The 12,634-nt window shown below is 43.7% G+C and carries 10 protein-coding genes and 1 riboswitch; of the genes, 5 read left to right on the top strand and 5 right to left on the bottom strand.

Annotation, left to right across the window (positions count from 1 at the left end; translation table 11 throughout):
* Positions 1-62: 62 nt before the first annotated feature.
* The 4 genes from ACYQY7_RS12610 to ACYQY7_RS12595 all read left to right on the top strand — a co-directional run bounded on the left by ACYQY7_RS12610 (position 63) and on the right by ACYQY7_RS12595 (position 5,847).
* The gene (locus ACYQY7_RS12610) at positions 63-1,829 is read left to right on the top strand and encodes a methyl-accepting chemotaxis protein (protein WP_461202552.1); all 1,767 of its coding nucleotides are present in this window, start codon (positions 63-65) and stop codon (positions 1,827-1,829) included.
* 63 nt (positions 1,830-1,892) lie between these two features.
* Positions 1,893-2,996: a CdaR family transcriptional regulator gene (locus ACYQY7_RS12605; protein WP_461202550.1), complete on the top strand. Its 1,104-nt coding sequence runs from the start codon at positions 1,893-1,895 to the stop codon at positions 2,994-2,996.
* 95 nt (positions 2,997-3,091) lie between these two features.
* A complete protein-coding gene (gene glcD, locus ACYQY7_RS12600) occupies positions 3,092-4,504 on the top strand; it encodes a glycolate oxidase subunit GlcD (protein ID WP_461202547.1) in 1,413 nt (470 codons plus the stop codon).
* A complete protein-coding gene (locus ACYQY7_RS12595) occupies positions 4,501-5,847 on the top strand; it encodes a (Fe-S)-binding protein (protein WP_461202545.1) in 1,347 nt (448 codons plus the stop codon). The genes glcD and ACYQY7_RS12595 overlap by 4 nt, the downstream gene beginning before the upstream one ends.
* A gap of 11 nt (positions 5,848-5,858) precedes the next feature.
* On the opposite strand, the gene ACYQY7_RS12590 is transcribed toward ACYQY7_RS12595, so the two are convergent.
* The 5 genes from ACYQY7_RS12590 to ACYQY7_RS12570 form a co-directional block, all read right to left on the bottom strand.
* Positions 5,859-6,677 (bottom strand): DnaD domain-containing protein, encoded by an 819-nt coding sequence (locus ACYQY7_RS12590; RefSeq protein ID WP_461202543.1) that lies wholly within the window; start codon positions 6,675-6,677, stop codon positions 5,859-5,861.
* A gap of 87 nt (positions 6,678-6,764) precedes the next feature.
* Positions 6,765-7,268, bottom strand: coding sequence for a ferritin (locus ACYQY7_RS12585; protein ID WP_009362490.1), 504 nt, complete (start codon positions 7,266-7,268; stop codon positions 6,765-6,767).
* 57 nt (positions 7,269-7,325) lie between these two features.
* A complete protein-coding gene (locus ACYQY7_RS12580; RefSeq protein ID WP_461202541.1) occupies positions 7,326-8,111 on the bottom strand; it encodes a TerC family protein in 786 nt (261 codons plus the stop codon).
* 42 nt (positions 8,112-8,153) lie between these two features.
* Positions 8,154-8,307, bottom strand: a riboswitch (yybP-ykoY riboswitch).
* Positions 8,308-8,361: 54 nt separating this feature from the next.
* The gene (locus ACYQY7_RS12575; protein WP_461202539.1) at positions 8,362-9,774 is read right to left on the bottom strand and encodes an amino acid permease; all 1,413 of its coding nucleotides are present in this window, start codon (positions 9,772-9,774) and stop codon (positions 8,362-8,364) included.
* 92 nt (positions 9,775-9,866) lie between these two features.
* Entirely contained in the window at positions 9,867-11,123 is a 1,257-nt protein-coding gene (locus ACYQY7_RS12570) for an ATP-binding protein (protein WP_461202537.1), read from the bottom strand.
* A gap of 139 nt (positions 11,124-11,262) precedes the next feature.
* Here ACYQY7_RS12570 and ACYQY7_RS12565 point away from each other — a divergent pair, with 139 nt between their 5' ends.
* The gene (locus ACYQY7_RS12565) at positions 11,263-12,429 is read left to right on the top strand and encodes an MFS transporter (protein ID WP_461202535.1); all 1,167 of its coding nucleotides are present in this window, start codon (positions 11,263-11,265) and stop codon (positions 12,427-12,429) included.
* Positions 12,430-12,634: the final 205 nt, after the last annotated feature.

The raw sequence follows: 12,634 nt of genomic DNA, 5'->3' as shown, positions 1-12,634 counted from the left end.
ACTTTATAAATAATGAATAGATTATTTATAAAGTTTTGTAAGTTTTCTGTAACGGCTTCGTGATGAAGGGACGATGGAAAAACCGTTTTCAGAAAAAAGCGAAAACGACGCAATCGAAAAAAACGATGACGATCGGGAAAAAATATGGGATCGTTTTCAGTTTTGCTACGCTTTTGTTTGTCAGCGTTTTCATTTTTGTCTTTTTACTTGTCAACAACTTAACAAACGTCGTCAAACAAGTCGAACAAAAAAGCGACCAAGCGATTTTAATTACCGATCTTAACGCTTTGTTTAAACAAAAATATATCGTCATTACCGACTATATGACAAATCCGCGCCCAGAGACGCTTTGGCAATACAACGACTTAACAGATCAATTCAATAAGAAGATGAAGCAGCTTGAGCCACATATGAAAACAGAAGAAGCAAAAACGATTTACAATTCGACCATTTCGATTGAAAACCAACTGAACGAAATGCTTCATAAAACCATTCAACCTGCCGTGTTATCATACCGCGATCGTGGGGAAGTGATGGATATTTTCCAAGTGATTAGCTTTCAAAATAAAGCGGCAACCATTCGCGATATGAGCATCGAAAAGCTTGATATGTTAAGAAAAATTGTCGTGAACGAACGAAATGCGTTAACAGCGGAAATGAACGACACCATTGCGAAAAATATTTTTATGATGATTGCAACCGTCATCGTTGCGATCGTTTTATCGGTCATCTCCTTAATCGTTGTCAGCCGAAAAATAAGCGGACGATTAAAACAAGTTGTTCACGTTTGCCATGAGCTCGCACGCGGCAATTTACGCGTTAAACGGTTGACCGATACAGAGAATGACGAAGTCGGACAAATTGCGAAAGCGATGAACGAATTAGCCGATGGGCTCGAACAGTCAATTGCCCAAATTCAAGCAGCTGCCACGCATGTGAACGATATGTCGCAAACGTTGCGTTTAAACGCCGAAGCAACGACGGAAGCGAACGAGCAAATTACACAAGCTATTCTCGAAGTTGCTTCCGGTGCAGATGAACAAGTGAATGTATCGAAACAAACGAACGAAGCGGTGCATGACGTATCTGATGCGTTAACGACCGTCATGGAAAAAGTATCTGAAACAGCAAAACGAACAAATGAAACAACGAAGCGCGTCAATGAAGGAACCGAACTAGTGGAGCAAACGGTTGCACAAATGAAGCTTATTCGTGAACAAATTGAACGTCTCGCTACCGTCATTGAATCGCTTAACGATAAGTCAAAAGAAATTCATCAAATTGTCGGCTTTATTACAAACATTTCTGATCAAACGAATTTGCTTGCGTTAAATGCAGCGATTGAAGCAGCACGAGCAGGTGAACACGGAAAAGGATTTGGCGTCGTCGCCGAAGAAGTGCGCAAGCTTGCCGAACAAACCGCGCATGCGGCAGGAAACATTCGCACCCTTGCTGAGCAGTCGCAAACACAAACCGCCCATGCCGTACATGTGATGAACGAAAGTAGCGAATCGTTCCAATTTGGCCATTCGCTCGTTGAACAAGTCGGCGATATTTTCCGCTCCATTTCTACCCATATCGCGCGCGTCCAATCAGAAAGCGATGCAGTGCATGATACGATTCGTGCTGTAGATGAAAAAGTAAAAACGATGACCGCATTTGCTGATCAAATTATTGACATTTCATCACAATCGGCAAGAAACATTGAACAAGTAGCCGCAACGACGGAAGAACAAAACGCAACGATGCAAGAATTGCTTGCTTCTTCCCAAGAACTCGCAAGCACCGCAGAACAACTTCGGCAAGCGGTCGCACGTTTTCATATGTAAATCGGACAACCGTCCTTCTTTGCAAGCAAAAAGGACGGTTGCTTTTTGAAAGGAAGTGAATGAATGCTTTCCCCTCACCTTGCGAAAAAAATTGTGTCTGATGTCCGCCGCCTTATTGATGAAGACATTATTATCGTCAATACGAATGGCATCATTATGGCAAGCACGGACACGACGCGCATCGGTCAATTTCATGAAGGGGCGTTTCGCGTTTGTCAAGAAAAGAAAAAACGCATCATTACAAAACAAGATGAAAACATATTGCGAGGCGTGAAAGCTGGCATTAACTTGCCGATCTTTTTTCGCGGTGACGTCATCGGCGTCATCGGTATTACAGGCGATCCGAAAAAAGTATCACCTTATGGAGAACTGTTAAAAAAAATGACCGAGCTTCTTATTCAAGAAAACTATTATACAGAACAACTCCAACTCGAAGCACGAGCGCTTGAAACGTTCGTTTTTGAATGGTTGCAAGCGCGCGACTGGTCGCCATCATTTTACGAACGCGCTCAACTGTTTCATGTCGATCTCACAGCAAAACGGCGCGTGATTATCGCTTCATTTCAACAAACAGAACAATCGCTTTCTGTTGATATGTGGAAATATGTACAAAACATTTGGAACGAACAACGTGACATGATCGTCCGTTGGGGAAACGACCGATTGCTTATTTTACAAACAGATGAAGATAAAGAACGAACGGTCGCAAAAATAAAAACGGTACAACGAGCGTTCTTACAAAAATATGATGTAGTACTTCATATCGGATGCGGAAAAATGGTAGATAGTAAACACGTGCACCATTCGTATAAACAAGCAGAACGTGCCCTTCATATTGCGAAACAAACAAAAAAGATCGTCTTTGATGAAGATTTACGATTAGAGATGTGTTTAGAAGACATTTCACTCGCAACAAAACAAGAGCTCGTGAAACGAACGCTTGAACCGTTCATGCATGAACAGGAACTACTTCACACGTTGCGCACGTTTTTCGCCAACGACTTATCGCTCAAACAAACAGCTGAAGCGCTTCATATTCATATTAATACGCTTCATTATCGGCTGAAAAAAATAGAGCAATATACAAATTTACACGTGCGCAACCTTGAACACATGATCACTTTATATTTAGCCATTCGTTTTTTAGATGAAACGACAAAAAAATAACTTGTAAACGCTTTATTTTTATATATTCATCTATAGCGGGTTTTCCCGCTTTTTTTTATGCTTATAGTAAAAATGGGAGAAAGAAGGTCGATGATATGATCACCGAACAAGTAAAACAACAGCTCATTAATATTGTCGGTATAGAAAACTATGACGATTCCAAAGCCGGTCGGCTCGTTTACTCATATGACGCTACCCCAAATTTTCAATCGCTTCCTGATGCGGTCATCGCCCCACGCAACACAAAAGAAGTGAGTGAAATCGTAAAAATTTGTAACGAACATCGCATTCCGATTATCCCGCGCGGTTCGGGCACAAATCTTTGCGCAGGCACATGCCCAACGGAAGGCGGCATCGTTATGTTATTTAAACATATGAATCGCATATTAGAAATTGATGAAGAAAACTTAACGGTAACCGTTCAGCCGGGCGTTATTACACTTGATCTCATTCACGCCGTTGAAGCAAAAGGGCTGTTTTATCCACCTGATCCAAGCTCGATGAAAATTTCAACAATTGGCGGCAACATAAACGAAAATTCCGGTGGTTTGCGCGGTCTAAAATACGGCGTGACGCGCGATTATGTCATGGGTCTTGAAGCTGTGCTTGCCAACGGCGACATCATTCGCACGGGCGGAAAACTCGCGAAAGACGTCGCTGGCTACGACTTAACACGCCTTTTTGTCGGCTCAGAAGGCACGCTCGGCATTATTACAGAAGCAACGTTAAAGCTCATTCCAATGCCCGAGACGAAAAAAACGATGCTTGCGCTATATGAAGACTTAGAAGCGGCAGCACGTTCCGTTTCTGCGATCATCGCCAATAAAATCATTCCGACGACACTCGAATTTTTAGATCAGCCGACGTTGCAAGTCGTTGAATCGTTCGTCAACATCGGCTTACCGACAGACGTTAAAGCGGTCTTGCTTATTGAACAAGACGGTTCAAAGGAAGTCGTCGAACGAGATATGGAAGCGATGGCGCGCATTTGCCGTGAACAAAACGCTATTTCCGTCCAAGTAGCAAAAACGGAAGAAGAAGCAAATAACTTGCGCACCGCAAGACGTTCTGCTTTATCGGCGCTCGCTCGTTTAAAACCGACGACGATTTTAGAAGACGCAACTGTCCCACGCTCACAAATCGCCAATATGGTAAAAGCGATTAACGACATCGCGAAAAAATATAACGTCAACATTTGTACGTTCGGTCACGCTGGAGATGGCAATCTTCATCCAACATGTCCGACGGATGTGCGCGACAAAGACGAAATGCATCGCGTCGAGCAAGCGTTTGAAGACATATTCGCTAAAGCAATTGAACTTGGTGGTACGATTACAGGCGAACATGGCGTCGGCGTCATGAAAGCTCCTTATTTAGAATGGAAGCTCGGCAAAGAAGGCATTGCGGCGATGAAGGCGATCAAACAAGCGCTTGATCCGAACAACATTATGAATCCGGGGAAAGTGTTCGCTAAAAGTACGCGCAAACGGGTGGTGATTACACGATGAAAAACGAACATCATATCCAACAACAATTTCAAGCGCGCATGAATGAAGACGAGCTATTAAACTGTATGCGTTGCGGTTTTTGCTTGCCGACATGCCCGACGTATATTGAATCCGGCTTTCAAGAGTCGCACTCCCCGCGCGGGCGCATTGCGTTAATGAAAGCGGTCGTCGATGGACTCATTGAACCGGATGAAGATGTCGAACGTTCCCTTCAACTATGTCTTGGCTGCCGTGCGTGTGAACCGGTTTGCCCTTCTGGCGTCCGCTACGGTCATTTGCTTGAAGAAGCGCGCGACATTATCGCACAACATAAAACGTATTCGCCGATCGTCCGTTTCATTCGCCATATTGTATTTAAACAGCTTTTTCCACATCCAAAACGGATGCGCATGGTGACGGCGCTTATCGGCTTTTATCAACGTTTCGGATTGCAGACGCTCGTTCGTAAACTCGGCTTGTTGCGCCTATTACCAAGCCATTTAGCGACGATGGAAAACGTATTGCCGAACGTGCCAACGTGGAAACAAATGAACGAACGCCCGACGCACGTTGGGGCACTCATCCCTCGAAAGCGCCGCGTCGCCTTTTTTAGCGGTTGTTTAATGGATACGATGTTTATGGACATAAACGATGCGACGATGAAACTGTTGCAGCTTGTTGGGTGCGATATCGTCATTCCTGAAACGCAAACGTGCTGCGGGGCGCTTCATGGGCATAGCGGTGAAAAAGCAGACGCAAAAACTTTAGCAAAGCGCAACATTGAAGCGTTTGAAACACTTGATATTGACTACATCGTCACAAACGCTGGCGGCTGCGGCGCCTTTTTAGTTGAATACGACCATTTGTTAAAAGACGATCCCGTTTGGGCGGAGCGCGCAAAAGCGTTTGTCGCAAAAGTGAAAGACGTATCAGTCATTTTAGTCGAGCTCGGCTTTCATCATAAAAATTGGCACATACCAAACCAAATTGTGACGTACCAAGACTCGTGCCATTTGCGCAACGTCATGAAAACAGCGAAAGAGCCGCGCCTTCTTCTGCAATCGATTGCAGGTGTCGAATTTCGCGAAATGAAAGATGCCGACCGATGCTGTGGGTCTGCAGGCATTTATAACATCATCGAACCGGACATGTCGATGCAAGTGCTCGATTACAAAATGGAACAAGCAAAACAAACGAAAGCGACGACGATTGTGACCGCTAATCCGGGTTGCTTGCTGCAAATGAAGCTCGGCATTGAGCGGGAAGGACTCACAAACGTACGCGCCGTTCATCTCGTTGAGTTGCTTTTAGAAGCCGTTGAAGCGACAAAACAAATGAACAAACCGCTCAAACAAATCGGATAGGGTATGAGTATTCATGCCCTTTTCTTTTTTAATCGCTCCTCTAGTTCGCGCCTCTTTTGTTGCAACTCTGCTTCGCTATACGTTTTTCGCTCATATTGTGTATAGTCGATATGTAGCCATTCTGGAATCATTTCTGTTCGCACCGCTCGTTTTCTTCTATGTTTGGAACGCATATATCCGTTTTTCTTCCAGTTGCGTAAAATACCTTCCGCATATGTCCACGTTTTCACCCCGTTTTTTAATGCAGTCGCTAGCGCTTCTAGCACCCATTCCTCTGACGTTTCATTGACCCATAACGCCATTTTTTCTTCGATATAACTATTCATCGTCCCAAAACCGTTTTGTTCATAAAATTGGATCATGTTTTGTAATGTATCATCTGTTGTTATATTTGTTTGTCTGTTCATATTGCGATGTGCGTCTTGGCAAGTTGACATGTGCGACACGTCATGTGGCATCGTCGCTTGTTTATGTTGCGCGTTCGTGTCATCATTTTGGCACTCTTCTTCGCCATTCATGACGTTCGCTAGCACATTATAATCAATGCGATACCATTTTGTTTTATCAAGCTTTGAGCGATAGCGCGAAACGACAATCCGTTTTTTCTCAAGCCGGACGATCGTGCGCCGAATCGTGCTTTCCGACCAAAACGGAAATTGTTTTCGCCATCCTTCGTATGTGTTATACACCCACGTATATCCATCATATGTATGCGTACTTTTTCCGAGCCAATAATGAAGCTGTTGTAAAAAAATACTTTCATTCAACCCAAGCTTCACCGCAACCGTCGGCAAAACAAATAACGGATCATCATCGACTAACCATTTCATCTCCATCCCTCCTACCTACATCTATCGCCTCGTGTGCGACATTTGGTTAGGGGGGAAAAGAAAAAAGAGAATGCGTATGCATTCCCTTTAGGCCTCCGGTGTAAATGTGCGCTGGGCGAGTTCGTTGTCAAGCATAAATAGCGAGTTGCTGTCGTTTTCGATGCGCTTAAGCTTTTGAATGAGCGTATCAAACAACGACTCTTCTTCGACTTGTTCGTCAATAAACCATTTTAAAAAGTTCATCGTCGCGTGTTCGCGCTCGTCTAACGCTAAGTCGGATAGTTTGTAAATGCGGCGCGTCACTTCTTTTTCATGGGCGAGCGCTTTTTCAAAGCAATCGCGAACGGACGTAAATTCGTTATTTGGCGATGGAAAACCGGTCATAATCGCTCGCTCGCCAAGCGCGTTAATAAAGTTGTAAAACTTCATCGCATGGAAACGCTCTTCTTCCGCTTGGACTAAAAAGAAATTCGCAAAGCCGTCCAGTCCTTCTGCCGAGCAATATGCCGCCATCGCCATATACGCATGCGCGGAATAAAATTCGAAATTCATTTGTTCATTTAGTCCGTTTAACAATTTTTCACTTAACATACATCAACACTCCTCTCTTTCTTATTATAACAAAAAGAGGAGGAACGTGCCTCCCTCTTATTCGTTTTGCGCTTTTTTTAGCGTCTGTATCGCTTCTTTTTGTTGTTTCGTTTCTTTTCCTGAGAAAAACCAGCCGCCAGCTGCAATCGCTAAAAGCACGATCCAGAAAATCGACTTCCATAACGCCGAATGCGCAAAATGTTCAGAGACGATCGCTAAACTTGGGTGCGCTAGCGTATATACCGCCAATTTCACCCCAACCCAACCAACGATTAAAAATGCAGCCGATTCTAAGCTTGGACGTTTTTGTAATAGCTTGACAAACGCATTTGCCGCAAAACGCATAATAATGACACCAATTAATCCACCGGCAAAGATCACTAAAAACTTCCCGCCGTCCATACCTCCGATCGGTGGTAAATTTGTATTCGGCAACGTCATCGCTAAAGCAACGGCCGCTAAAATCGAGTCAATCGCAAACGCTAAGTCAGCAAGCTCGACTTTCAATACCGTCATCCAAAAACCAGATTGTTTTTTCCCTTCTTTATGTGAACCGTCTCGATTTTTCGTCATAAAATGATGCACGGCGATAAACATTAAATATAACGCACCGAGCGCTTGAATTTGCCAAATGCTCACTAAATACGAAATGACGAATAACGCAGCAAAGCGAAGAATAAACGCCCCGGCAAGCCCGTAAAAGAGCGCCCGCTTTTGTTGCTTTTCTGGTAAATGCTTCACCATGACCGCCATAACAACAGCGTTATCGGCAGCTAAAATGCCTTCTAAACCGATTAAAACGAGAAGCACCCAACCATATTCTAATAACATAGATACATCCATCAATGATCCCTCCTGTAATATGTAGTTTTCCCCTCGCCCGTCGGCAAAAATCCATGAAAACGCAAAAAAGACCTTTGCCAAACGGCAAAGGTCTCGCTAGACACATGTTGTGCCAACAAAGCCGATGGACGATGTCCATGAACTGACGACTTTGTTTTCAGGCAACGCCTGAACGCTACTCCCCTTTGTAAAGGAAAACTATGTTATTTGTAATTTCATTATAAGCATACGAACTTATTTTGTCAATCCATTAACCCACTTGTTTTTGTTCCACGTTCCCATCATTTAATTTGCTATGTTTGCGGCCGTATAAAAAATAAATGACAAGACCGACCGCAAGCCAGCCGCCAAAGCTTAACCATGTTGTCGCTGGAAGTTGTAGCGCTAAATACAAACAAAACGCCACAGCCAACAAAGGAATGACTGGTACAAACGGCACCATAAAGCTCCGTTTTAAATCCGGTTCTGTTTTACGTAAAATTAAAATACCGATCGCCACAGTTGTAAACGCAAACAACGTTCCGATATTTGTTAAGTGAGCTAATTTATTTAGCGGAATAACCCCGGCAAAAATGGAAACCGCAATGCCTGTCACCCATGAGTTGACGAGCGGTACTTGTTTTCGCTCGCTCACTTTCGCAAAAAGGGAAGGAAGCAAGCCGTCGCGGCTAATTGCGTAGAAGAGGCGCGTTTGCGCATAAAGCATAACGAGAAGCACCGTCGTAATTCCTGTAATCGCACCGAGCGAAATAAATCCTGCCACCCAATCTTGATGAATATAATTTAACGCAAAAGCAACTGGATTTTTTACGCCTAATTGGTCGTACGGCACAATGCCTGTTAAAATGAGCGACACCGCAATGTATAACAACGTACAAATCGCAAGCGATGCGATAATACCGATCGGCATGTTGCGCTGCGGATTGCGCACTTCTTCTGCCGCTGTCGATACCGCATCAAACCCTAAGTACGCGAAAAACACTGTTGCAGCTCCTGCGGCAACACCTGAAAACCCAAACGGCATAAACGGCGTCCAGTTTTCTGGCTTCACATACCAAACCCCAACCGCAATAAATAATAAAATGACAGCCACTTTAATAAAAACCATCACCGCATTAAAGCGCGCTGATTTTCTCACGCCTTGCGTCAATAAAAACGTAATAAGCAAGACGATGACAATTGCTGGTACGTCAATAAACGTTCCGTTCGCTGGATCGTATGCGCTTGTTAATGCCTTTGGCAACTCAATTCCAAATCCAGCGAGCAACCCTTGAAAGTAGCCAGACCATCCAGCCGCTACTGCTGACGCTGCCACTCCGTACTCTAAAATTAAATCCCAGCCAAGCATCCAAGCAATTAACTCACCAAACGTCGCATAGCTGTACGTATAGGCGCTTCCCGATACCGGTACGCTTGAAGCAAATTCCGCATAACAAAGCGCCGCAAAGACGCACGCCAATCCTGATAAAATAAACGAAAGAACGAGCGCTGGTCCTGCATGTTCAGCAGCCGCTACGCCTGTTAAAACGAAAATTCCTGTTCCAATAATCGCTCCGATGCCAAGCATCGTTAAATCAAATGCGCCTAATTCTTTTTTGAGCGCTGCCCCTTTTCCCGACTCGATCATGAGCGCCTCAATGGACTTTTTCCGAAACAAACTCATCGTTGTAAACTCCCCTTACTTGTTATGTTCATTTTATACTTTAACGCCCAAAATCGTTAAAGACAATACTTTTTCGCTATTTCGAAATATTTTTATTTTTCCAATAACAAAGGGAATGTTACTTTCATCGTCGTTCCGCGCCCTTTTTCGCTTTCCATCGTCCACGTGCCGTCCATCATTTCAATGATGCGAATCGATACCATCGCCCCGAGCCCTGTCCCTTTTTCTTTCGTGCTGAAATACGGTTCCCCATATCGCGCCAGCTGCTCTTTTGTCATTCCTTTTCCTTCATCGCGCACGACGATCGTAACCGTTTTTTCAGCGACATATACAGCGACGTACACCGCCCCATCGCCTTCTATCGCTTCAATTCCATTTTTTATTATATTTAAAAAGCATTGCCGAAAATATTGTCCGTTCCCTTTGATCGTCGCATGTATAAGTGTTGGGACGATTTTCACCCCATGAATGTTCGCAAACGGACATAACATGTCGATCACTTTTTGTAGTTCATGATGCACATGAAGCGGTTCTGTTTTTTCTGGGAACGGCTTCGCAAACGTTAAATAATCGTCAATAATGGCACAGGCACGGTCTAATTCCTCAATGGCGATATTCATATATTGCTCTTTCTTTTCCTCTGATATGTCTTTTCCTCTCATCAGTTGCATAAATCCCTTGACAACGGTAAGGGGGTTGCGAATTTCATGGGAAATGCTTGCGGCAAGCTGGCTAACGACTTCCATTTTCTCCAGCTTGATCGCTTTCGAACGAATGAGCAACGCTTCTCGTAACGTTTCCATCATAAACACAACAAATAGTACGGCGACAGGAGGGACGAGAATAAAATCAACGATGTACGACTCGCTCACTTCGAAATCGGAAATCGCTATCGCTAATATCGTTGCTGCAATCGCAAGAATAAACGTCATTCCCATGGAAGCAATCATCCGTTTTGTTTTCGATAACCGTTTAAAAAATGGAGAAAACAAACTTCCGAAAATAAACATCATGACATAAACAGCGACCGTAATAAACTGATACCCGTACATCACCCATCGCGCAACGAGTAAAATAATAAGCAACGGCAGGCTCACCGTCCATCCGCCGTAAAACGTGCCGATGAGAAACGGAACTTGCCGCAAATCGTGCACGCAATCGGGCGCGATGTAAATCGGATATTTCATACATAAAATAAGCGGCACGCTTAAGCAAACAACAAACAACAAACGTTGATACACTTTTTTGCGCTGGAAAAATCGAACGTAATCGTATAAAAAGTAAAAGAAAAAAATGCTCACTAAAATGTAAAACAAATTGTTTAACACGTGCTGATTGATATATGTCATCTTTCTCAACTCTCCCACATCGTTCATCCTTTTTTCAGTTTCGCGAAAACTTTTTCCGTTGTCAATGCAGCGACATCTTTGAAAAATGATCACGTTTCCATTATGATAAAGATGCAAACTACATAGTGGAGATGGTCATATGAACGATCGGCGTTATTTGCCGCTTTTATTTGTTGTTATGTTTTTAGTCATGATGGGGTTTGGCATTATTATTCCTGTTCTTCCGTTTTATGCAGAAAACATTGGCGCCACCCCGACGCAACTCGGCTGGTTAATGGCCGTATATTCTTTCATGCAATTTTTATTTGCGCCCATGTGGGGCAAACTTTCTGATCGATACGGACGAAAACCGATGTTACTGATCGGCATTTTCGGTTTAGCACTTTCGTTTTTTTTATTTGCCTTGGCGACAAAACTTTGGATGTTGTTTGCCGCTCGCATCATCGGTGGCTTTTTATCTGCCGCAACGATGCCGACAGCGATGGCATACGTTGCTGATGTGACGACAGAAGAAAATCGCGGCAAAGGAATGGGCATCATCGGGGCAGCTGTCGGACTTGGATTTATTTTCGGTCCAGCGATCGGCGGTGTGTTTTCAAAACACAGCTTAACCGTTCCGTTTTGGATCGCAGGCAGTTTAGCGCTCATAACTACCGTGTTCGTTTTCTTTTTCTTACATGAGTCGCTACCGAAAGAAAAACGAGTGAATACGCAAAAGACACATCCATCGCTTATGTCTGCCTTGCAAAGCCCGCTCGCGCGCCTATACGTATTACAGTTAATTGTCACGTTTTCACTTGCCGGGCTTGAAGCGACGTTTGCTTATTTTGCGGCAAAACGTGCAGGGTTGTCTTCAACGGAACTTGGCTACATTTTTATGATCATGGGGCTTGCCGGTGCCATCGTTCAAGGGGGAATGCTCGGAAAGCTCATTCAATCGTTCGGTGAAGGAACGGTCATTCGCGCTGGACTATTTCTTTCGGCGCTTGGCTTTTCGCTCATTTTATTCATCCATAACTTTTGGACAGCAGCACTTTATTTAACGATTTTCGGCATCGGCAACGGCGTCATTCGCCCATGTGTATCCGCCTTGTTAACGAAACATACGACCGATGGACAAGGAAGTGCTACCGGTATTTTATCGTCGTTCGATTCGCTCGGACGCATCGGTGGACCAGCGATTGCGGGCTGGCTGTTTACAGTTAAACCAAGCTTGCCGTATATGACAGGAATTGTACTCACATTCGTTTCATTCGCTCTCTTTCAATCGTTTCAACGAACAACGATGCAAAAAGGCTCCGTTTAATTCGGAGCCTTTTTTTCTCAAACAACGTATAATTTATTCAAAATATTAGCACATTTTCCATGATGACAGTACAGAAAATATAGTATAATTTTGTTAGAGGGGATAAAAAAATGGGGGGTAGTAACTGTTAAAATATTTTTGTGAAAATCTATAAAAATCTATATACAATTTATAAGAAATTACAAGGCAAAAGAGCAAATAAAGT

This window comes from Anoxybacillus sp. TBDG-1 (assembly GCF_054815885.1).
The sequence above is the reverse complement of the archived record's forward strand: the minus strand, read 5'-3'. Positions and strand labels throughout refer to the sequence as shown.